At 39.1% G+C, this 21,505-nt stretch carries 18 protein-coding genes; 10 read left to right on the forward strand and 8 right to left on the reverse strand.

The genetic code is table 11. The annotated features are described in order from the left end of the window. Positions 1 to 71: 71 nt before the first annotated feature. The 7 genes from groL to miaB all read right to left on the reverse strand — a co-directional run bounded on the left by groL (position 72) and on the right by miaB (position 6,782). On the reverse strand, positions 72 to 1,709 hold the full coding sequence (gene groL / locus RM549_RS16670) for a chaperonin GroEL (RefSeq protein WP_311686871.1): 1,638 nt from the start codon (positions 1,707 to 1,709) through the stop codon (positions 72 to 74). A 72-nt stretch (positions 1,710 to 1,781) separates the two neighbouring features. Further along, positions 1,782 to 2,057: a co-chaperone GroES gene (locus tag RM549_RS16675; RefSeq protein ID WP_311686873.1), complete on the reverse strand. Its 276-nt coding sequence runs from the start codon at positions 2,055 to 2,057 to the stop codon at positions 1,782 to 1,784. A 148-nt stretch (positions 2,058 to 2,205) separates the two neighbouring features. Next, a complete protein-coding gene (gene secG / locus RM549_RS16680) occupies positions 2,206 to 2,532 on the reverse strand; it encodes a preprotein translocase subunit SecG (protein WP_311686875.1) in 327 nt (108 codons plus the stop codon). A 2-nt stretch (positions 2,533 to 2,534) separates the two neighbouring features. Further along, positions 2,535 to 3,446 (reverse strand): DUF8458 domain-containing protein, encoded by a 912-nt coding sequence (locus RM549_RS16685; protein ID WP_311686877.1) that lies wholly within the window; start codon positions 3,444 to 3,446, stop codon positions 2,535 to 2,537. After that, a complete protein-coding gene (locus RM549_RS16690) occupies positions 3,446 to 3,949 on the reverse strand; it encodes an LptE family protein (protein WP_311686879.1) in 504 nt (167 codons plus the stop codon). Before RM549_RS16690 ends, RM549_RS16685 begins: the two co-directional genes overlap by 1 nt. Positions 3,950 to 4,009: 60 nt before the next feature. Continuing rightward, complete coding sequence (locus RM549_RS16695; RefSeq protein WP_311686881.1) at positions 4,010 to 5,275, reverse strand: sigma-54 interaction domain-containing protein; 1,266 nt, start codon at positions 5,273 to 5,275, stop codon at positions 4,010 to 4,012. Between the two features lie 61 nt (positions 5,276 to 5,336). Continuing rightward, positions 5,337 to 6,782: a tRNA (N6-isopentenyl adenosine(37)-C2)-methylthiotransferase MiaB gene (gene miaB / locus RM549_RS16700; protein WP_311686883.1), complete on the reverse strand. Its 1,446-nt coding sequence runs from the start codon at positions 6,780 to 6,782 to the stop codon at positions 5,337 to 5,339. A 137-nt stretch (positions 6,783 to 6,919) separates the two neighbouring features. Here miaB and RM549_RS16705 point away from each other — a divergent pair, with 137 nt between their 5' ends. The 8 genes from RM549_RS16705 (at position 6,920) to RM549_RS16740 (ending at position 17,880) form a co-directional block, all read left to right on the forward strand. Continuing rightward, positions 6,920 to 8,155 (forward strand): LVIVD repeat-containing protein, encoded by a 1,236-nt coding sequence (locus RM549_RS16705; RefSeq protein WP_311686885.1) that lies wholly within the window; start codon positions 6,920 to 6,922, stop codon positions 8,153 to 8,155. A gap of 153 nt (positions 8,156 to 8,308) precedes the next feature. Next, entirely contained in the window at positions 8,309 to 10,831 is a 2,523-nt protein-coding gene (gene topA / locus RM549_RS16710) for a type I DNA topoisomerase (protein ID WP_311686887.1), read from the forward strand. 3 nt (positions 10,832 to 10,834) lie between these two features. Continuing rightward, the gene (locus tag RM549_RS16715) at positions 10,835 to 11,995 is read left to right on the forward strand and encodes a formimidoylglutamase (RefSeq protein WP_311686888.1); all 1,161 of its coding nucleotides are present in this window, start codon (positions 10,835 to 10,837) and stop codon (positions 11,993 to 11,995) included. Positions 11,996 to 12,110: 115 nt separating this feature from the next. Next, complete coding sequence (gene porK / locus RM549_RS16720; RefSeq protein WP_311686889.1) at positions 12,111 to 13,475, forward strand: T9SS ring complex lipoprotein PorK/GldK; 1,365 nt, start codon at positions 12,111 to 12,113, stop codon at positions 13,473 to 13,475. Between the two features lie 71 nt (positions 13,476 to 13,546). Continuing rightward, complete coding sequence (gene porL, locus RM549_RS16725; RefSeq protein WP_311686891.1) at positions 13,547 to 14,203, forward strand: type IX secretion system motor protein PorL/GldL; 657 nt, start codon at positions 13,547 to 13,549, stop codon at positions 14,201 to 14,203. A gap of 50 nt (positions 14,204 to 14,253) precedes the next feature. Next, positions 14,254 to 15,807 carry a type IX secretion system motor protein PorM/GldM gene (gene porM / locus RM549_RS16730; protein WP_311686893.1) on the forward strand — a complete coding sequence of 518 codons (1,554 nt, stop codon included), beginning with the start codon at positions 14,254 to 14,256 and terminating at the stop codon, positions 15,805 to 15,807. A gap of 15 nt (positions 15,808 to 15,822) precedes the next feature. After that, complete coding sequence (gene porN, locus RM549_RS16735; RefSeq protein WP_311686895.1) at positions 15,823 to 16,716, forward strand: type IX secretion system ring subunit PorN/GldN; 894 nt, start codon at positions 15,823 to 15,825, stop codon at positions 16,714 to 16,716. A 105-nt stretch (positions 16,717 to 16,821) separates the two neighbouring features. After that, entirely contained in the window at positions 16,822 to 17,880 is a 1,059-nt protein-coding gene (locus tag RM549_RS16740) for an NAD(P)/FAD-dependent oxidoreductase (RefSeq protein ID WP_311686897.1), read from the forward strand. Here RM549_RS16740 and RM549_RS16745 read toward each other — a convergent pair. Next, complete coding sequence (locus RM549_RS16745; RefSeq protein WP_311686899.1) at positions 17,877 to 18,263, reverse strand: DUF983 domain-containing protein; 387 nt, start codon at positions 18,261 to 18,263, stop codon at positions 17,877 to 17,879. The genes RM549_RS16740 and RM549_RS16745 overlap by 4 nt on opposite strands. Before the next feature lie 139 nt (positions 18,264 to 18,402). On the opposite strand from RM549_RS16745, the gene RM549_RS16750 reads away from it, so the two are divergent. Beyond that, positions 18,403 to 20,319 (forward strand): ABC-F family ATP-binding cassette domain-containing protein, encoded by a 1,917-nt coding sequence (locus RM549_RS16750; RefSeq protein WP_311686902.1) that lies wholly within the window; start codon positions 18,403 to 18,405, stop codon positions 20,317 to 20,319. A gap of 68 nt (positions 20,320 to 20,387) precedes the next feature. Continuing rightward, entirely contained in the window at positions 20,388 to 21,503 is a 1,116-nt protein-coding gene (locus RM549_RS16755) for an efflux RND transporter periplasmic adaptor subunit (protein WP_311686904.1), read from the forward strand. Positions 21,504 to 21,505 lie beyond the last annotated feature (2 nt).

The raw sequence follows: 21,505 nt of genomic DNA on the forward strand, positions 1-21,505 counted from the left end.
ATAAGTAGAAATAAAAAAACCCGCTTCATTAAAAGAAGCGGGTTTTAAGTTTATTCGTTGTGGTCGTGCCACTACATCATTCCTGGCATTCCGCCGCCCATTCCACCTGGCATTCCACCACCAGCGTTATCTTCAGGGATGTCAACTAATGCACATTCTGTAGTAAGGATCATTCCGGCAACAGAAGCAGCATTTTCAAGAGCTACCCTTGTTACTTTTTTAGGATCGATAATACCGGCTTTCATCATATCAACAAAAGTGTCGGTTTTTGCATCATATCCAAAGTCCTTATCACCTTCAAGTACTTTATTAATTACCACAGATCCTTCCCCACCAGCATTCTCTACAATAGTACGAAGAGGAGCTTCGATAGCCTGAGCAATAATTTTAATTCCAGTAGCTTCATCAGCATTTTCAGAAGAAATATCTGAAAGTACTTTTATAGCACGTACAAGTGCAACACCACCACCGGCTACAATTCCTTCTTCCACAGCCGCACGGGTTGCATGAAGGGCATCGTCTACACGGTCTTTTTTCTCTTTCATTTCAACTTCAGAAGCTGCGCCAACATAAAGTACAGCAACACCACCTGCTAATTTAGCAAGACGCTCCTGTAATTTTTCCCTGTCGTAATCTGAAGTAGTAGATTCGATTTGGGCTTTAATTTGGTTAACACGATCTTCAATGTCTTTCTGCTCACCAGAACCATTTACAATCGTAGTGTTATCCTTATCTATAGCTACTTTTTCTGCAGTACCTAACTGGTCGATAGTAGCGTTTTCAAGAGAAAATCCTCTTTCTTCAGAAATTACAGTACCACCGGTAAGAAGAGCGATATCTTCTAACATAGCTTTTCTTCTGTCTCCAAAACCTGGTGCTTTAACAGCAGCAATTTTTAGGGAACCTCTAAGTTTGTTTACCACTAAAGTAGCAAGGGCTTCGCCGTCTACATCTTCAGCAATAATTAAAAGTGGTTTTCCAGATTGTGCTACGGGCTCAAGGATTGGAAGAAGGTCTTTCATTGCAGAGATCTTCTTGTCGTACAATAAGATGTACGGGCTCTCAAGATCTGCTGTCATTTTTTCGCTATTGGTAACGAAATAAGGAGAGAGATATCCTCTGTCAAACTGCATACCTTCAACTACATCTACGTACGTTTCGGTACCTTTTGCTTCTTCTACAGTAATTACTCCTTCTTTTCCAACTTTTCCAAAAGCTTCAGCAATTAATTCACCGATATGCTCATCATTGTTGGCAGAAATAGAAGCAACCTGCTTGATTTTTTCAGAAGAATCTCCAACTTCTTTTGTCTGGTTGGCAAGATCTGCAGTTAAAGCTGCAACAGCTTTATCAATTCCTCGTTTAAGATCCATAGGGTTTGCACCCGCTGCAACGTTCTTTAAGCCTTCTTTTACGATAGCCTGAGCAAGAACAGTCGCGGTAGTAGTACCGTCACCGGCAAGATCATTGGTTTTAGAAGCAACTTCTTTTACCATTTGAGCTCCCATGTTCTCCAAAGGATCTTCAAGTTCAATTTCTTTTGCCACGGTAACACCATCCTTAGTTACGGTTGGAGCACCAAAAGATTTACTGATTATTACGTTACGTCCTTTAGGACCTAAAGTTACTTTTACTGCATTTGCAAGAGCATCCACACCGCGCTTAATCCCGTCGCGTGCCTGGATGTCAAATTTTATATCTTTTGCCATTTCTTATTGTTTTTTATCCTGAATCTTCAGGAGTATTGATTAATCTTTAAATTTTTCTTCAAAAATAAGAGCTTATACTACTGCAAGTATATCGTCTTCTCTCATAATCAGGTAATCTGTACCTTCCAGTTTCAGTTCGGTACCGGCATATTTGCCATAAAGAACCATATCCCCAACATTTACGGTCATCTCGTGATCCTTTGTTCCTTTTCCTACGGCTACAACTTTACCTCTTTGTGGTTTTTCCTTAGCGGTTTCCGGAATGTAAATTCCTGAAGCAGTTTTTGTTTCTGCTGCTGCAGGCTCAATAAGAACTCTGTCTGAGAGCGGTTTAATGTTTAGTCCCATTTTAATATTATTTAGGTTAATTAATTTTTTAACTCGACTGTGGATATTTCGAAAATTGTGCCACTACATAAAAACTGCCAATTAGCAAAAAAAAATGCCAGCTTGTCATAAGCTGGCATTAGTAATCCTATAAAAGAACGAGATGTAATTATTCGTTATTTGTTTCTGGTTGTTGTACGGGTTGAGGTACGTTCATTTCAACATCAGCATCACTCTCAAAAACCCCGGTAGATCCTGGAGCATCATCAAGGATTGTAACGTTGGAAAGTAAAATAAGGACGAGTAGTAAAGTAGCAAGGGTCCAAGTGCTTTTATCTAAAAAGTCATTGGTTTTCTTTACGCCACCTACCTGTTGTCCGCCGCCTCCAAAGGAAGAAGAAAGTCCGCCTCCTTTAGGATTCTGTACCATAATTACTACAACTAGCAAAAAAGCTACTATAACTATTAAGGCTAAAAAAATTGTGAATGTGCTCATTCTTAGTCAGTATTATTTTCTTGTAATTTTTCGATTGCCCGAATTTGGTCTGCAAAGAAACCACTTTTTTCGGGATTTTTCAAAATTAATATTTTATATGCCTGTATGGCTTTTTTATAATTTTTTTGTTCAAGGTAAACCTTTGCTAAAGTCTCTGTCATTAAGGCTTCGGGGGTAACAGAATTTCGTTCTGCCAGATTGGTTTTGTTGGGAATTTTTCCTGGTTTTATCCTTGGACTTTTTGAAATAAACTCATCTATAAGATCAAACTTCTTCGAATGCGGATTCTCATCTTGTTTTTGCTTTTCCGCTTCTATTTTTCCTTCTTTTTCTTCGGAAGAAGTTTCTCTCTCTACCGGTTTTGCAGAGGTTAACCTAAGCCATTCTGAAAAAGAGTGCGATTCTGAAGCATTAAAGTCTAAAGGCTCCCCAATTTTAAGCTCTTCTTCTGGAGGAATAGTGGAGGTCGATATTTGCCTTTTTTCAGGGGTCTCTTTTTCTTCCGGTTTTCCAAATAAGGCAGGATCCATTACCCTTTCAGATTCAGATTGCTTCATTTTTATGGCATCGCCAATAGCCATACTTCTCTTGCCATGGACTTCTTCAGCTTCAAAAACTGTAATATCTTTTAATCTTTTGTCCTGCTCTTTAATCTGCTCTGCAATCTGGTTTTGATTAAACTCGGGAGAAGTAATATAATCGAACAGCACACTTCTGTCTGTAGTATATGCTGCAGTTTTCTTTAATGCAGAATTGTAACTGAAAGAGCGGTTTTCCTTGAGCCCTTTGAGCCTTAGTGCCCGTGCAGCCTGAAAATAGGGGTGTTTTATAAGGATTTCTTCCAGTTCACCAGTGTGTTCTTTGGTTACATTGCCGGGATGTTGCAGTAAATATGTAAAATCCTTTATGTCCATTACCAATCTGTCAAAGCCGCATTAAACACGTCTTGGGTTATACGGGTATAAATCTCGTCCAGCGCAGTTTCCAGGTCTCCACCCACTAATTGAGTGGAGCCGTCATAATCATAATAGAAGGAGAAGACACGTTCAAAATCTTTTTCTGGTTCTAATGTATTATAAAATCGCACGTTTATTGCAATAGTCAGCCGGTTTTGAGCAGCCGTGTTATTTGCAGTGGACGTCATGGGAGCTATGTAATAATCCACAATTTCGCCCTCAAAAATTAGATCCGCATTTTCATTGGCAAGACTAAGGTTTGTCTGATTCTGAATTAAATCCTGAAGCGAGAGCGTAAAAAGCCGGTCAATCCCAGGTTCCACAAGGTCTGCCTGGTTCTGGAAGAAATTCACCTGAAAAGATTCTGCATCCCCCGTGTTGGCACCTGTAAAAGAGTATATTCCGCAGGACTGAAGGCTCAGTAGTAGAATGGAGCAGAGTAGAACTGTAACTTTTTTCATGTTTTATTAAATAGTGTCGCTTTTTAAATTTTGAAAGTTCAATTAACCTTAAACCTTAAATCAGAGATCGTATTGCTTTATTTTCCGGTAAAGGGTTCTTTCGCTAATTCCCAACTCTTCTGCTGCGGCTTTTCTTTTTCCGCTATGGCGCTCAAGGGATTTCTTAATAAGTTCCAGTTCTTTATCCTGTAAAGAAAGGGTTTCTTCTTCTTCAATTTCTTCAGCAAAATAATATTTATCGCGGGCATCCTGAAGTTCAGATTTAGGGCTGTTCTGCGGAATCTGCAAAACTTCCATTCTTTCATTTTCCAGTTCTTCGGCGTCTACATCTTCTTCATTTTCACCATAGATTTTCTGAATAAGGCTTTCGTTTTCATCCTGAACCTTTTTAGAATCTCCGTCTTCCATTAATTTCAGGGTAAGCTTTTTAAGATCATTAAGATCATTCTTCATGTCAAAAAGAACCTTGTAAAGAATTTCCCTTTCGTTACTGAAGTCTCCTTCTTTCCTTTTTTCTGAAATAATTGCAGGCAAATTACTACCAATATCGGGTAAATAATGTTTTAAATCTTCAGCATTGATGCTTCGCTGTTGCTCCAGAACAGAAATTTGCTCGGCAATATTCCGAAGTTGACGAATGTTTCCTCCCCAACGATATTTAAGGAGCAGCTCCACGGCATCATCTTCCAGCCTGATGGTTGGCATCTTGTACTTTATTGCAAAATCTGAAGCGAACTTCCTGAAAAGTAAATGAATATCGCCTTTTCTTTCCCTTAGCGGCGGCAGATTAATTTCCACGGTGCTTAGGCGATAATATAAATCCTCCCGAAATTTCTCCTTTTTAATGGACTCAAACATATTAATGTTGGTCGCCGCAACTATCCGCACATCGGTTTTCTGCACCTTAGAAGATCCTACCTTTATAAACTCCCCATTTTCCAGAACCCGAAGAAGCCTTACCTGGGTAGGAAGTGGCAGTTCACCAACTTCATCCAGGAAAATTGTTCCTCCATCTGCAACTTCAAAATAACCGCTACGGGTTTGCGTTGCACCTGTAAAAGCACCTTTTTCGTGTCCAAAAAGTTCACTGTCTATAGTTCCTTCGGGAATTGCGCCACAGTTAACCGCAATGTACTTTCCATGTTTTCTATGCGACAAGGAGTGGATTATTTTTGGGATACTTTCTTTACCCACACCACTTTCACCTGTCACCAGAACAGAAATGTCTGTGGGGGCAACCTGGATAGCCTTTTCTACAGAGCGATTCACTTTTGGATCGTCTCCTATAATTCCAAACCGTTGTTTTATTGCTTGTACCGATTCCATTTAAAGTATGCAGTATTGAGTATTAAGTAATCATTATATGATTAACTGAAACATCTTGTTATTAATTATTGTCACTTAGTCCAACTGCTTCACCTATTAAGGTGGCACTGGTACAATCACTAATTTTTACATTCACAAAGTCGCCTATTTTGTAATCTTCTTTCGGAAAAACGGCCACTGTACTTTGCTGTGTTCTACCGCTCCAATGAGCATCAGATTTCTTAGATTCTTTTTCTATTAAAACTTCTACAGTCTTTCCAAGAAACGACTGGGTTTTATACAAACTGTGTTTACGCTGAAGGCTTACAATCTCTGCAAGTCTTCTTTGCTTTGTCTCTTCTGGCACGTCATCTTCAAATTTACGTTCGGCCATTGTTCCAGGACGTTCAGAATAGGCAAACATATATCCAAAATGATATTTTACATATTCCATCAATTCCAGCGTGTCCTGATGATCTTCTTCAGTTTCCGTAGGGAATCCTGTGATAATGTCGTGTGAAATTCCGCAGTCCGGGATCAGCTTTTTGATATTATCGATCATTTCAAAATACTCTTTGCGGGTATGCAGACGATTCATTTTCTTTAAAATCCTATCGCTTCCACTTTGCACAGGAAGATGGATATAGTTACAAACATTCCTGTAGTTCGCCATTGTTTCAATAACATCCATGGTCATATCCTGTGGATTGGAAGTCGAAAAGCGAATTCTCATCTTCGGCTGTGCTTCGGCGCAAAGTTTTAACAGGGCGGCAAAATTAACCGATGTGGCTTTTTGCATTTCCGAGGCATTTTTAAAATCTTTTTTAAGTCCGCCCCCATACCATAAATAGCTATCGACGTTCTGGCCGAGTAAAGTAATTTCTTTAAAACCTTTTGAGGCGAGATCATTGACCTCTTCTATAATGCTTTGTGGATCACGGCTTCTCTCCCTGCCACGTGTAAATGGAACAACGCAAAAAGTACACATATTATCGCAGCCACGGGTTATAGATACAAAGGCAGATACGCCATTGCTCTGAAGCCGTACAGGAGAAATATCACCATAAGTTTCATCTTTGGAAAGCAACACGTTTACAGCATCGCGTCCCTCTTCTACCTCATTGATGAGATTTGGCAAATCTTTATAGGCATCTGGCCCCACAACCAGGTCAACAATTTTTTCCTCTTCAAGAAATTTACTTTTGAGACGTTCTGCCATACAGCCCAGCACCCCAACTTTCATTTTTGGGTTAATCTTCTTAACTGCATTGTACTTTTCAAGACGCTTTCTTACTGTTTGTTCAGCTTTTTCCCTGATGGAACAGGTATTCACTAAAACAAGGTCTGCTTCTTCTAAATCTTGGGTGGTATCAAAACCTTCTTTAGATAAAATTGAAGCTACTATTTCACTATCGCTAAAATTCATGGCGCAGCCGTAGCTTTCTATAAAAAGTTTACGGCTATTTCCCTCCCGGGGTTCCATTTCCAGTGTATTTCCTTGTTGTTTTTCGTCTAATATCTTCTCCATAATACAGCAGTCGCTTTGGGTATTTTTGACGGGCAAAGATAGGACTAAACAAATTTATGACAAAGTGACAGTGATTTTTTTAACTAATATCACGCAACCTTTTTCTGTAATGTGCATCTAATAGAAAATCAACCATCATGAAAAAGCGAACATTTCTTCCTTTTCTTCCCTTATTCATCCTGTTTTTCACAGCTTGTGAGAAACAGGAGCCGGCAGGTGAGTATTATGAAGTAGCTGTGCCCATCACACAGCCTATTTCAGAATTTCGGGCTTCTGTAAAAATCCAGGAGCCAAGGGTAATTACTGAAGCCGGTAAGATTTACTCCTATAAGGACTACGTGTTTGTTAATGACAAATACCAGGGCGTACATGTAATCGACAATCGTGATCCTTATGCTCCTAAAAAAATCCGGTATATAAATATTCCCAGGAACCTGGATATTGCTGTAAAAAATGATATGCTATATGCCGACAGCGGGATGGACCTGGTGGTATTTGATATTTCCAGTATTGAAAATATTAAACAGGTGGAAAGGGTAAAGGATGTTTTCTCAAATAACAATTTTAATATTCCTTCTGAAGCTATGTTTGTAGATGACATGGATTTTGATCCTGCACAGGAAGTAATCCTCGGTTATTCCATAGAGAAAAGACGTATCGAAATGACTGATGAACCTTATTTCCTGGACTCGGCGGAATTAGCAAACGGGAATGGGAATTCAACCGGAACAGGAGGTTCTCTGGCAAGGTTCAAAATAGTTTCAGACTATTTATATGTGGTAGACCGGCAGAACATTTCGGTGTTTGATATTGCTGCACTTTCACAACCTCAGAAGGTATTTGAGGATTATGTGGGCTGGGATGTGGAAACTATTTTTAATCAGGATGACCACCTTTTTCTGGGGAGCACAACCGGGATGTACATCTATAGTATAGAAAATCCTGAGACGCCTTCTTTTGTGTCTATGATTCGGCACGTGCTGGGATGTGATCCGGTTGTGGTAAAAGATGACATAGCTTATGTGACCGTTCGTGGCGGTAATCTTTGTGGTCAGCAGCAGAGTGAGTTAATGGTAATAGATGTTGCAGATAAATCTAATCCGCAAACTTTAAAGACTTATGTAATGGAGAATCCATACGGCCTGGGAGTAAGAGAGGATCAGTTATTTATTTGCGATGGTGATGCCGGACTAAAAATTTACAATACAATAAATACCCCCGATCTTACAATGACAGATCATTTTGAGGACATTAACACCTATGATATCATTCCTCTTGAGGAGACGTTATTAATGATCGGGGATAACATTCTACGCCAGTACAATTATAAGAACAACGAAATAAACCTTATTAGCACTTTTAATCTGAATTAGTTTTTGTCTGTTTTGGTTTTGATGGCCCGCATTCTTGCGGGCCTTTTTGTTATTTGCTGCTGAAGGTTAAAAATGTTTTAATACGGTTTATTCCCAAGATTTATTAGGTTAAAAAAAATTTGATATACTTTTGCACGAATAAATATTTGATTTATGACAAAGAATTTAGTGATTGTGGAGTCTCCTGCTAAGGCTAAAACCATTGAAAAATTCCTGGGTAAGGATTTTAAGGTGGCCTCCAGCTTTGGGCATATTGCAGATTTGCCCACAAAAGAGCTTGGGGTAGATACAGAAGGGGATTTTACACCTAAATATATAGTTTCAAAAGATAAGAAGGATGTTGTTAGGAAGCTTAAAGGTTTAGCAAAGGATGCCAGTATGGTCTGGCTCGCAAGTGATGAAGACCGTGAAGGAGAGGCTATTGCGTGGCATTTGGCAGAAGAGTTGAAGCTGGATAAAAATAAAACCAAGAGAATTGTTTTTCACGAGATTACTAAATCGGCTATATTAAAGGCAATTGATAATCCGCGTGGGATAGATTACAACCTTGTGAATGCGCAACAGGCAAGACGGGTCCTGGACAGACTGGTAGGTTACGAGCTTTCCCCTGTTTTATGGAGGAAAGTAAAAGGCGGACTATCGGCAGGTCGTGTTCAAAGTGTGGCTGTGAGGTTAATCGTAGAGCGCGAGCGTGAAATTACCGAATTTACTCCCGAAGCTTCTTTTAGAATAGATGCAGAATTTTCTACGGAAGAGGGTAAAACTTTTAAGGCAAAAATTCCGAAGAACTTTGAAACCAAAGAAGAGGCTCAGAAATTTCTGGAACAAAATTTAGGAGCGAATTTTAAGGTTGCAGATCTTACAACCAAACCGGCTAAAAAATCTCCGGCACCACCTTTTACTACTTCTACATTACAACAGGAAGCTTCCAGGAAATTGTATTTCTCTGTTAGTAAAACGATGACCATGGCGCAACGTTTATATGAAGCCGGTCATATCACTTATATGAGAACAGATAGTGTGAATCTTTCTGATGACGCAAGAAAAGGAGCTAAAAAAGAGATTCTGAAGGCATATGGTGAAGAATATTCTAAATTCCGTCAGTTTAAAGGAAAAACAAAAGGGGCACAGGAAGCGCATGAGGCAATTCGTCCCACAAGTTTTGAGAACCATTCTGTAAATGCGGATAGAGACCAACAACGGCTTTATGAACTTATCTGGAAGAGAGCTATTGCCTCTCAGATGAGTGAGGCGCAACTTGAGCGTACTAATGTAAAGATTGAAGCCGATAAGCATGATAAGCAGTTCACAGCAAATGGTGAGGTTCTTAAATTTGATGGATTTTTAAAGGTGTATTTGGAAGGATCTGATGAAGAAGATGAAGAGCAAAGCGGAATGTTGCCTGCTCTCAAGCAAAATGAAAGCCTGGAAAACGAATATATTTCGGCTACCGAAAGATTCAGCCGTCCTCCCTACAGGTATACAGAAGCTTCTCTGGTTAAAAAGTTGGAAGAACTGGGAATAGGCCGGCCATCTACTTACGCGCCTACTATTTCTACGATTCAGAACAGAAAATATATAGATAAAGGTTCTGTAGATGGAAATGAGCGTGATTATGCACAGCTTACTTTGAAGCAGAATAAGATTTCTGAAGAAAAATTAACCGAGACCGTTGGTAGTGATAAAGGAAAATTAGTGCCGACCGCTACAGGAATGGTTGTTAATGATTTTCTAGTGAATCACTTTGCAAATATCCTCGATTACAATTTTACTGCAAGGGTAGAGCAGAATTTTGATGATATCGCAGAAGGAAACGAAGAGTGGACACATATGATGAAGGAATTCTACAAAGATTTCCATCCGCATGTGCAGGATGTTGCGAAGAATGCCGATCGCGAAGTTGGGGAGCGTATTTTGGGAGAGGATCCCGAAACGGGAAAACCAGTAAGTGTGAGATTGGGAAAATTTGGACCGATGGTTCAAATTGGTTCTGTAGAAGATGATGAGAAACCAAAATTTGCCAGTTTAGGACCAGACCAAACGTTGGATTCAGTTACCTATGAAGAAGCAATGGATTTATTTCAGCTTCCTAAAACGTTGGGTGAATATAAAGGAGAAAACGTAGAAGTAAACAACGGCAGGTATGGCCCTTATGTGAGGTTTGGGAAAAAGTTTGTTTCGCTGGAAAAAGGAGAGGATCCGCTCAATGTGGAATTTGACCGGGCAATGGAGTTGATAAAGGAAAAGGAAAAGGCCGATGCGCCTATATACGAATATGAGGATCTTCCGGTTCAGAAAGGTGTGGGAAGATTTGGTCCTTACTTAAAATGGAATGGCATCTTTATCAACGTAAATAAAAAATACGATTTCGATAATCTTTCCGTAGAAGATATTGAGGCGCTTATTGAAGATAAAAAGAAGAAGGAGCGGGAAAAGGTTATACATAACTGGGAAGACGAAGGGATTCGTGTGGAAAAAGCAAGATGGGGAAGATCCAATGTTATAAAGGGAAAAACCAAAGTAGAGTTGCCGAAAACTGTAGATGCAGAAAAACTTACACTTGAAGAAGTGAAGGACATCATTGATAAAAACACCAAGAAGAAAAAGCCAGCTAAGAAAAAATCTACAGCGAAAAAGAAAACTAATACCAAGAAAAAAACTACGAAAAAGAAGTAGCGTATGGATTTTGATTTCCTGAGGCCGGTAAGCAGCGACTTGCTGGACGAAATTTCCGATTTAGATAAGCAGGCTATAGGTGCCAACATGAGGATCCATTCTTCGCAGGCGGGTATTCCAGATCTGGAAGGTATCCAGGTAGCTATTGTTGGTGTTAGGGAGAACAGAAGATCTGCTCAGGTAGATGAATTTCTTCATTTTGATAATATACGCTCTTCATTTTACAGTTTATTTCCCGGAAACTGGCATATAAAAATTGCCGATCTCGGGGATATAGACAAAGGGGCAGAAGTGGAAGATACCTACTTTGCGTTGCAAAATATTGTTGCCCAGTTGGTGAAGAAGGATATTATCCCTTTGATCCTGGGAGGGGGACAGGATTTAATCTATGCTCAGTACCGGGCTTACGATACTCTCGACCAAATGGTGAATTTAGTCAATATTGACAGTAAATTTGATTTGGGTGATGCAGATAATCCGATTTCCAATAAGTCATTTGTAGGAAAAATCGTAGTAAATAAACCTTACAATTTATTTAATTATTCCAGTGTTGGATATCAAACCTATTTCAATTCCCAGAATGAAATTGAATTAATGGAGCGGCTGTTTTTTGATGCTTACAGATTGGGAGAGGTGACCTCAAATATATCAGATATTGAGCCTATAATGCGCGATGCCAATCTGGTGGGCCTGGATCTTGGAGCAATAAATGCATCATCTATAGGTGGAGGTTATCATATTTCTCCTAATGGATTTGATGGTAAGGAAATCTGTGCCCTGGCCAGATATGCCGGAATAAGTGATAAAGTTTCCTCTTTCGGAATTTATGAGTATTTTTCGGATTATCAGCCGTTAGGGAATATGTTGGTTGCGCAGATATTATGGTACTTCATTGAAGGGGTTAATTATCGCACAAATGAGAATACCATTTCAGCTAAAAATGACTTTATTAAGTACCAGGTGCCAATAGATGATGAGGTTCTTGTATTTTTTAAAAGCCCTGTAAGCGGGCGATGGTGGATAGAAATACCATTTCTTGGAAATGTAAATACTAAATTAAAAAGGCATACGTTATTACCTTGCAGCGAAGGAGATTATCTGGAAGCCTGCAATCAGATTATCCCTGAAAGATGGTATAAAGCCAAGAGAAAGAATGAAATATAGAAATACTTAATGCGTTAATTTGTTTTACTGTATTTTTATTGAAAATATTGTTTTTTATAAAATAAATAGATAGGTTTACCGCCGTAAACCAATTGTCTTAACCTAGGAGAAAATTATGAAGAAGTTTATTTCGCTAGTTGCTGTTCTAACCTTGCTTGTTGGTTGTGGTCGCAGTGATCGCGGACAGTTAGTAGGTGCGGAAGGGAAAAAGTGGAATCCGGAGAAACCTTATGGTATGACATTGATTCCGGGAGGTGCATTCATTATGGGTAAGTCTGATGATGATATCGCCGACCAAAGAGATGCGCCGCCAAAAACGGTGACTGTGCGTTCGTTCTATATGGATGAGACAGAAATCACAAATGCTGAATACCGGCAGTTCGTAAATTATGTAAAGGATTCAATAATCAGGGTGCGTTTAGCAATAATGGCAGAAATGGAAGGAGCTGTGCCTGGTGACGGAGGTATTGGTGAATTTGCTTTTGCTGATGCAGATGCTGAGGATATGACCCCTTATGAAGAGTATATGCTTAATGCTTACGGTACAGGGGGACCGGGCGACACCTATGAGAACAGGAAATTGAATAAGGATGTAGATCTTTATACCTCAACAGAGGACTATCCGGATGTATATTACGCGGAGGTAATGGATTCCATGTACATCCCTATGGATGAAGTTTATAATGGCCAAAGAACAATTGATGTTAAAAAGTTAAAATTTAAATATTCCTGGATGGACATCCAGTCTGCTGCACGTTCTGAAACTGCAAGTCGTAGTGACTTTATTAAAACTGAAGAACTGGCTATTTATCCTGATACTACTGTATGGATAAGAGATTTTAACTACTCTTATAATGAGCCTATGCACAATGATTACTTCTGGCATAGTGCTTTTGATGATTATCCTGTAGTTGGTGTTTCCTGGAAACAGGCGAGGGCATTTGCACAATGGCGAACTATTTATCACAACCAGTTCCGTAGTGAAAGTGATCTTGAAAATGTGCCAACATACCGTTTGCCTACAGAAGGGGAATGGGAATATGCAGCCCGTGGCGGGCTGGAAGGGGCTACTTATCCTTGGGGTGGTCCATATGCAAAAAATGATCGGGGTTGTTTTATGGCGAATTTTAAGCCCTTACGTGGAGATTATGCGGCAGATCAGGCTTTATATACTGTTGAAGCACAATCTTATGACCCTAACGATTATGGCTTGTATAATATGGCAGGAAACGTTGCAGAGTGGGTGTATTCTTCTTATGACCCTACTTCTTATGAAATTATGTCTACTATGAATCCTTCTGTTAATAATCCTGACGATATGCGAAAAGTTGTTCGTGGAGGTTCCTGGAAAGATGTGGCATACTTCCTGCAAGTAAGTTCCAGGGATTATGAATATGCAGATTCCGCAAGGAGCTATATTGGATTTAGAACTGTACAGGATTACCTTGGTACAGATGTGACTCTGAACCAATCCAACTAATCAAAAATATTACTTTAAATCAATTTGAAATTTAACCTATTTACATAGAATTTTAATTATTATAAACAATTATGGCAAACTCGAAATCTACTAAGAAGATAACTAATATGGTGTACGGTTTAGGTGCATCTATTGTAATATTAGGTGCATTATTTAAAATTATGCACTGGCCTGGTGGTAACCCAATGCTGATCGCCGGTTTGGTAGTAGAAGCATTAGTATTCGCGTATTCTGCATTTGAGCCAGTAGATGATGATCTTGACTGGTCGCTGGTTTATCCTGAATTGGCAGGAGGTTCTACTCAGTCAAGGAACGTCGCCGTTGTAGAAGAAGAAAGAGAAGCAGATGGTATGCTTTCTAAGAAACTGGACAATATGCTCAAGGAAGCTAAAATAGACGCAAATTTAATGGCTAGTTTGGGAGAAAGCATTCGTAATTTTGAAGGTGCTGCCAAAGGAATAGCGCCAACTGTAGACTCTATGGCTTCTCAAAAGAAGTATAGCGAAGAATTAAGTGTGGCTGCATCACAAATGGAAACACTTAATAATATTTATAAAGCGCAAGTGGAATCTGCTTCACAGCAGGCAGAAGCTAACAAGGCAGTGGCAGAAAATGCAGGAAGATTGAAGGAAGAAATGGATTCTTTAACCGCAAACTTATCCTCTTTAAATAATGTATATGGTGGTATGTTGACTGCTATGAATGGTACAGGCAGAGTCGCTGGTTAAAAAAGATGCCCATCCCCAAATCAATCTTTAAAAAAAAATAAAAATAAAATATGGCATCTGGAAAACAAACCCCAAGGCAGAAGATGATAAACCTCATGTATTTGGTTTTCATCGCGATGATGGCCTTGAATATGTCCAAAGAGGTACTTACAGCTTTTGGATTAATGAATGAAAAATTAAGTGAATCTAACGAACTGACTGCCCAGCGTAATAATACATTTATGGCTGGTTTAGAAGAAAAAGTTAGTGAGCAGCCTGAAAAATATGAACCTCTAAAAGCAAAAGCCGAACGTATAGATTCTCTTTCTTCAAGTCTGGATTCTTATATCCAGGAAATAAAGAACGAGTTAATAGCAGAAATGGATGATCCTCAGAACTACGAAGCAATGGACCAATCTGCAAGGCTTGATGAAATGTTTTTCCAGAGTGGAAGAATAAGCCCTAGGGGACAGGAATTTGTCGAAAGAATAGATACCTATAGAGAAAGTGTTGCTGAAATTATTGGTGATGATTACTCTAATATTGCAGAGAAAGTAAGAAACGATTTTGCTACGGAACCAGAAAATGTTGAAGGTGCAAATGTGGATTGGTTAAAATATAAATTTGAAGGTTTTCCTTTAGTAGCCTCTCTTACGCAAATGACGCAAATTCAATCTGATATAAAGACAACAGAGAATCAGATTTTAGCAGCGATGCTTTCTGGACAGTTGCAGAGTGAGGTTTCTATGACAAATTATTCTACTATCCTTGAAACTCCTAAATCGGCTTATTATCAGGGAGAGGAATTTAATGGAGCTATAGTTTTGGGTAGAACAGATCCAACTACAAGACCCAACAGGGTGGAGCTTACTCTAGATGGAAGGGAGTTGGATGAATCAGATTATACAATAGATGGCGGTAGAGTAGTGTTAAATGTTCCTGCTGGTAATGCAGGTCAGCACAAGCTTGAGGGACAGTTGATTTTTATGCAGGAAGGTGAAGAGGTACCTGTAGGGGTATCTTCCGAATTTTCTGTTATTCCAAAACCTAATGCTGCTGTTATATCTGCAGATAAAATGAACGTGGTTTATCGTGGAGTGCAGAATCCACTTACGATCTCTATGGCTGGTGTACCAGACAATAATGTAAGTGCGAGTGCACCGGGCTTGAGTAGAGTTTCGGGAAGTAATTATGTAATGGATGTGACTACGCTTCAGGCAAGGGAAGTAACCATTAATGTAACTGGGACTATAGACGGTGAAAGCTATCCTTCCAGTAAAGACTTTAGGGTTAAAGATATCCCAAGACCTGTTGGAACCATACGTGGAGAAGATGGGGCTGTTTCCATGCAAAGAAATAGTCTGGAGATAGCGACGATTGGCGCTGCTTTACCAGATTTTGATTTTGCTCTGGATTTAAATGTTACAGGTTTTAGCTTTAAAGTTCCTGGTCAACCAACAATTAGAATAAATGGTAGCAGGCTGGACGACAGGGCCAAATCTGCTTTAAGAAGAGCCGGTAGAGGAGAATCTGTACAGATTTTTGATATTCAGGCTTCTTTGGCAGGAAATTCAGGCTATAAGCTTAAAAAAGTAGCTCCTGTTGTTATAGAGCTTACTAATTAATAAAAATTAAACACAATGAGCTGGAGAGGACTTTTAGTTGGCGGTTTTATTACGCTTCTTGGCGGGGCATCTTACGGGCAGGCTAATATTTTAAATGCAAATAGCCCCGAAGAGATTGGTCAGAAAACTGAAGCTCAGAAACTGGTCGAGCAAAATGACGAGCCATTGGAATATGGGTACGTTGGAGATCGTGATATTTTATGGTCCAAGAATGTATGGGAAATAATAGATTTGGACCAACGGGTAAACTTTCCTTACTACTATCCAATAGACACTAATAATATCGGGATTAATAGACGATCGCTTTATGATGTTCTGGTAAGCAGTATAAGAAATGGCGAAATTGAAAATATTTATGCTGACTCTTATTTTAATGAGAAGCGAACTCTAAAAGATATAAGTGCTACTTTATCCAAAGTTGATACTACAGATTTAGGTATAGAGCAGTACAATGCCGGGGAAGAAGTTGACGAGCAGTTTATTGATCGTCGCGACCTTGGATCCGCAGATATAGCTCAGTACCATATTCGTGGAATTTGGTATTTTGATAAAAAACAGGCAGAGCTTAGGTATCGCTTATTGGGAATTGCCCCTGTAGCTCCAGATGTTAACTTTATCGATTCAGGACAAACTGATTTAGTAGAACTTTTCTGGGTGTTTTATCCAGATGCAAGGGAGGTTCTTCATGAAGCCAGGGCATTTAATGGTGCGAATACGGCACAGGATCTTTCTTTTGATCATTTATTGAATTCCAGGCGCTTTAACGGTGTAATTTATAAAGAAGACAATGTTCAGGGAGATCGTGAAGTAGATGAGTATATTCCTGAAAATTCATTTATGCAACTTCTGGAATCTGAACGAATAAAAGAGCAAATTCGTAATTTCGAACAGGATATGTGGAACTATTAATAAATAATAGTTTTCTGAAATATAGGAACCGTCTAAAAAGTAATTTTTAGACGGTTTTTTTATGGTAAGTCTGTATGGTAGTTCTTCTTTTTTTATTTTTAAAGTATGATAGATTATTTAATAGTAGGATTAGGTCTTAGCGGACTGGCTGTGACTTCCCAGTTGGAGGATAGGAAGTTGTCTTATAAAGTTTATGAAAATCGCTCTCAGAAATCTTCCATAGTGGCAGGAGGTATTTTTAACCCTGTGATTCTTAAAAGGTTTACCCTTGCCTGGAAAGCAGATGAGCAATTGCAGACAGCCGTTCCCTTTTATCAGCAGTTTGAAAACAGGTATAATGTAAAAATTGTTCATTTTTGGGATATTTTCCGGAGGTTTCATTCTGCCGAAGAACAGAACAACTGGTTTGAAGCAGCAGATAAGCCAAGGCTGGGCAAGTTCTTAGATACCCGGTTGATCAAAAATATTAATTCAAATATTTCAGCAGATTTTTCCTTCGGAAGAGTTTCCGGTACCGGAAATATAGATACAGAAATTTTAATAAAAGAGTATAGAAAAGAATTGGAAGAGAAATCCCTTCTGAAATACGAGAGATTCGAATATGACAAATTAAAAGTTGAAAAAGATTATGTTAGTTACAAAGATGAAAAAGCTAAAAATGTTATTTTTTGTGATGGCTTCGGAATTAAAAATAATCCTTTCTTTAATTACCTGCCTCTTCATGGGAACAAGGGTGAATATATAACCATCTTCTCTGAAGAATTGAAGTTAGATAAGGCAGTAAAATCTTCAGTATTTATTATGCCTATGGGTAATGATCTCTACAAAATTGGAGCTACTTACGACAATAAAGATAAAAGTTCTTCGCCTACAAAGGATGCAAGGCAGAAGTTGATCAACGAAATTGAGAAAGTACTTACCTGTAAATATGAAGTCATAGATCAGGTAGCAGGAATCAGACCTTCAACTGCTGATAGGAAGCCGCTGGTAGGTCGGCATCCAAAAATGGCAAATATCTACTGTTGTAATGGCTTTGGTAGCCGGGGAGTTTTAATTGCTCCCAGCGCGGCTACAGAACTTATAGATATGATAGAGGATGGTAAAGAACTCTCTCCCGAAATTGATCTGAAAAGGTTTACACGGAAGCATTTTAAGACAAATTAATTTTTCCCGGCTGCTTTATTATAGCTGAAGAAAAAATTTATCCAGATATTCCTTGATAATCGCATAATTACCGGCCCAAAAACTATAAGTGTGGCAACAATAACGAAAAATGCTGTTAAAGGAGTGCTATTCAGGAAGAAATAAGAAATAACAAAGGCCGCTACAGCAAATGCGACCCCAACCGCATAGCTTACATACATGGCACCAAAGAAAAAAGAGGGTTCAATCTTATATTTTGTGCCACAGTTAGAACAGCGTTCTGGCATTTTAAAGATGCTGCCCACTTTGTAAGGATTCGGTTCTTTGTAAATACTTTCTTCCTGGCAAACAGGACAGGTTCCGGTTAAAATACTGTATAGCTTTGTTCCTTTTAAAAATTTCATCTGAAGTAAGTATTGTCGATATTGTCTGTCTAAGCAAAGGCCCTAATTTTCACATTATCGTAAAAAGCTTTTAACCGGCTCAATATCATTTTTTTTGCTTCGCAAATTTAGTCATCTTTGCAAAAATTAATCCAATTTCATGCTTAACATTCATAATCTTTCCGTTTCGTTTAACGGAGAATATCTTTTTGAAGAAATAACTTTTCGTTTAGGTGCCGGGGATCGTGTTGGTCTTATCGGGAAGAACGGTGCGGGAAAATCTACGATGCTTCGTATAATTTCCGGAGAACAGGAGTACGACACCGGTAGTATTGCAAAAGATAAAGAACTCAGAATTGGGTTTTTAAAGCAGGATATAGATTTTGTAAAGGGGCGCACAGTGCTTCAGGAAGCACAGCAGGCTTTTGAAGAAATAAAAAAACTGGAAAAGCAGATTGATCACATAAATGAGCAATTAGCAACGCGAACAGATTACGAGAGTGACTCTTATACACAGCTTATCCAGGATCTTAGCGAAATAACGCATCAATACGAGATAATTGGCGGGTATAACTACGAAGGGGAAACTGAAAAGGTACTGCTGGGGCTTGGATTTAAACGTGAGGACTTCGGAAAACTTACTGATACCTTTTCCGGAGGATGGAGAATGCGGATTGAATTGGCGAAACTGCTACTTCAGAGCAACGATATTTTGCTTTTGGATGAGCCTACCAACCACCTGGATATCGAAAGTATTATCTGGTTGGAATCTTTTCTAAATAATTATCCCGGTTGTGTAATTCTGGTTTCGCACGATAAAATGTTTCTTGACAATGTCACCAACCGTACCATCGAAATAAGCCTTGGGCAAATTTATGATTTCAAAAAGCCTTATTCAGAATTTATGGAGCTTAGGGGAGAGCTTCGGGATCAACAACTGGCAGCACAAAAGAATCAGCAGAGAGAAATTGAGCAGACCGAAAAACTAATAGATAAGTTCCGGGCCAAAGCTTCTAAAGCTTCAATGGCGCAATCGCTTATTAAAAAACTCGATAAGGTAAAACGTATTGAAGTAGATGAAGATGATAATGCGGTAATGAACATTACTTTCCCAGTTTCCGTTCAGCCTGGAAAGGTCGTCGTGGAAGCAGAGCACGTGGGGAAAGCTTACGGAGACAATAAAGTTCTTGAAGATGTAAATTTACTCATCGAACGTGGAAGCAAGATTGCTTATGTAGGCCAGAACGGACAGGGGAAAACGACACTGGCTAAGATGATTATTGACGAAATACCTTATACCGGCGAATTAAAATTGGGCCATAACGTGCAATTGGGTTATTTCGCCCAGAATCAGGCAGATTATCTGGACGGTGAGAAGACGGTTCACGAAGTCATGATAGATTCGGCTAATGAGAAAAACCGAAGTAAGGTACGCGATATGTTGGGCTCATTTTTATTCCGTGGGGATGAAGTGGATAAAAAAGTGAAAGTCCTTTCGGGAGGTGAGCGTAACAGGCTCGCGTTGTGTAAATTAATGTTGCAGCCATTTAATGTGCTGGTAATGGATGAGCCTACCAACCACCTCGATATACAATCCAAAAATGTTTTAAAGGAGGCTTTAAAGAAATTTGAAGGTACTCTAATTATTGTTTCTCACGACCGGGATTTTCTGAAGGGGTTAACTTCCAGGGTTTATGAATTTAAGAACAGGAATGTAAAAGAATATCTCGGGGATATCGATTACTACCTGGAGCAACGGCAGTTTGAAGATATGCGGGCCGTAGAGAAGCGGGAGAAGCAAAAAGCCATTGTAAAAGAGGAGGCTGAATCTCCTAAGCAATCTTATGAAGATCAGAAGAAGCTAAAGTCTCTCAACAACAGGTTGAGCAAAGCAGAAGCGCAAATCACCAAGCTTGAGAAGGAAATAAAAGAAAAGGATGTCGCGCTGGCTTCAAACTATGAAAGGACCATGGAACAGCCGGAATTTCTTGATAAATACAATTCAAAAAAAGTAGAACTCGAAAAGTTTATGAAAGAATGGGAGAAGATTCAACAGGAATTGGATAGGTATAACTAGTCTTTTAATAAATGTTTATAGGCTTTAATTAAACTAAATCCGTTTTTTTGAGTCCAAGTGTTGAAATTATGGATACACGTAAAATTATTCTCTCAATATTAGGACTGGCCCTGATAGTTTTAGCATTTTTTGGTGCCAAAGCAATAATAGCCAGTAATGTTCAGGAAACCCCACCGGTTTCTAAGGTAGTTAAGAACGTTTTTGTTGATACCGTCAGGAACCGCACCGTACCCATTGTAGTACCTGCTAATGGTAGTGTGACCGCACTGCAAAGATTCGAATTATATTCAGAAGTGCAGGGGATCCTCTTAAATAGCAGCAAAGAATTCAGGCCCGGACAAAAATATAATAAGGGTCAGATTTTGCTCAATATCGACTCAAATGAATTTAGTGCCAGCGTGCAATCAGCAAAAAGTGATCTCTACAACACTATAACAGCTATAATGCCCGATCTTCGAATGGATTATCCTGAAGTTTTTGAGAAATGGCAATCCTATCTTAACGATTTCGATATCCGTGAAACTGTTCCGCCTTTGCCAGAGTTAACCACAGACAAAGAAAAATATTTTATTACCGGCCGCGGAATCATATCTTCCTACTACACAATAAAAAATCTTGAAGAAAGGCTTCGGAAATTTACAATAGTTGCTCCTTTTAGCGGAGTACTTACTGAAGCGCTGGTAAACAGAGGAACTTTAATCAGGCAAGGTCAGAAGTTGGGAGAATTTATAGATCCTACTGTATATGAGCTGGAAGTGGCAATTGCCAAAAAATTCAGTGATTTACTTCAGGAGGGAGCAAAGGTAGAACTACGTAATCTGGATAAAACTAAGACATTTGAAGGAACAGTAAGTAGGATTAACAGTCGTGTAAATCAGGAAACTCAAACTATACAGGTCTTTATACGTGTGGAGGATGAGGAAGTGAGCGAAGGCATGTACCTGGAAGCGAGACTGGATGCTAATGCGGAAGAAAATGCTATTGAGATACCACGTGAACTTCTGGTAGAGCGTTCTAAGGTTTTTGTAGTTAATGATAGTTTGCTGGAGCTTGTAGAAGTTAATCCTGTTTATTTTACAGAAGATACTGTGGTAATAAAAGGACTGGAAGATGGAGCAAAGTTAGTATCTGCATCTGTTCCGGGAGCGTATTCTGGGATGTTGGTAACTATAGAAGAAGAATGATC

Origin of the sequence: Autumnicola patrickiae (genome assembly GCF_031846525.1) — a bacterium.
In the GTDB taxonomy this organism is placed as follows: Bacteria; Bacteroidota; Bacteroidia; order Flavobacteriales; family Flavobacteriaceae; genus Autumnicola; species Autumnicola patrickiae.

What these genes read in the sequence shown, in the direction of transcription:
- groL (WP_311686871.1), bottom strand. Translation starts at nt 1,709, where the DNA reads ATGGCAAAAGATATAAAATTTGACATCCAGGCACGCGACGGGATTAAG.
- RM549_RS16675 (WP_311686873.1), bottom strand. Translation starts at nt 2,057, where the DNA reads ATGGGACTAAACATTAAACCGCTCTCAGACAGAGTTCTTATTGAGCCT.
- secG (WP_311686875.1), bottom strand. Translation starts at nt 2,532, where the DNA reads ATGAGCACATTCACAATTTTTTTAGCCTTAATAGTTATAGTAGCTTTT.
- RM549_RS16685 (WP_311686877.1), bottom strand. Translation starts at nt 3,446, where the DNA reads ATGGACATAAAGGATTTTACATATTTACTGCAACATCCCGGCAATGTA.
- RM549_RS16690 (WP_311686879.1), bottom strand. Translation starts at nt 3,949, where the DNA reads ATGAAAAAAGTTACAGTTCTACTCTGCTCCATTCTACTACTGAGCCTT.
- RM549_RS16695 (WP_311686881.1), bottom strand. Translation starts at nt 5,275, where the DNA reads ATGGAATCGGTACAAGCAATAAAACAACGGTTTGGAATTATAGGAGAC.
- miaB (WP_311686883.1), bottom strand. Translation starts at nt 6,782, where the DNA reads ATGGAGAAGATATTAGACGAAAAACAACAAGGAAATACACTGGAAATG.
- RM549_RS16705 (WP_311686885.1), top strand. Translation starts at nt 6,920, where the DNA reads ATGAAAAAGCGAACATTTCTTCCTTTTCTTCCCTTATTCATCCTGTTT.
- topA (WP_311686887.1), top strand. Translation starts at nt 8,309, where the DNA reads ATGACAAAGAATTTAGTGATTGTGGAGTCTCCTGCTAAGGCTAAAACC.
- RM549_RS16715 (WP_311686888.1), top strand. Translation starts at nt 10,835, where the DNA reads ATGGATTTTGATTTCCTGAGGCCGGTAAGCAGCGACTTGCTGGACGAA.
- porK (WP_311686889.1), top strand. Translation starts at nt 12,111, where the DNA reads ATGAAGAAGTTTATTTCGCTAGTTGCTGTTCTAACCTTGCTTGTTGGT.
- porL (WP_311686891.1), top strand. Translation starts at nt 13,547, where the DNA reads ATGGCAAACTCGAAATCTACTAAGAAGATAACTAATATGGTGTACGGT.
- porM (WP_311686893.1), top strand. Translation starts at nt 14,254, where the DNA reads ATGGCATCTGGAAAACAAACCCCAAGGCAGAAGATGATAAACCTCATG.
- porN (WP_311686895.1), top strand. Translation starts at nt 15,823, where the DNA reads ATGAGCTGGAGAGGACTTTTAGTTGGCGGTTTTATTACGCTTCTTGGC.
- RM549_RS16740 (WP_311686897.1), top strand. Translation starts at nt 16,822, where the DNA reads ATGATAGATTATTTAATAGTAGGATTAGGTCTTAGCGGACTGGCTGTG.
- RM549_RS16745 (WP_311686899.1), bottom strand. Translation starts at nt 18,263, where the DNA reads ATGAAATTTTTAAAAGGAACAAAGCTATACAGTATTTTAACCGGAACC.
- RM549_RS16750 (WP_311686902.1), top strand. Translation starts at nt 18,403, where the DNA reads ATGCTTAACATTCATAATCTTTCCGTTTCGTTTAACGGAGAATATCTT.
- RM549_RS16755 (WP_311686904.1), top strand. Translation starts at nt 20,388, where the DNA reads ATGGATACACGTAAAATTATTCTCTCAATATTAGGACTGGCCCTGATA.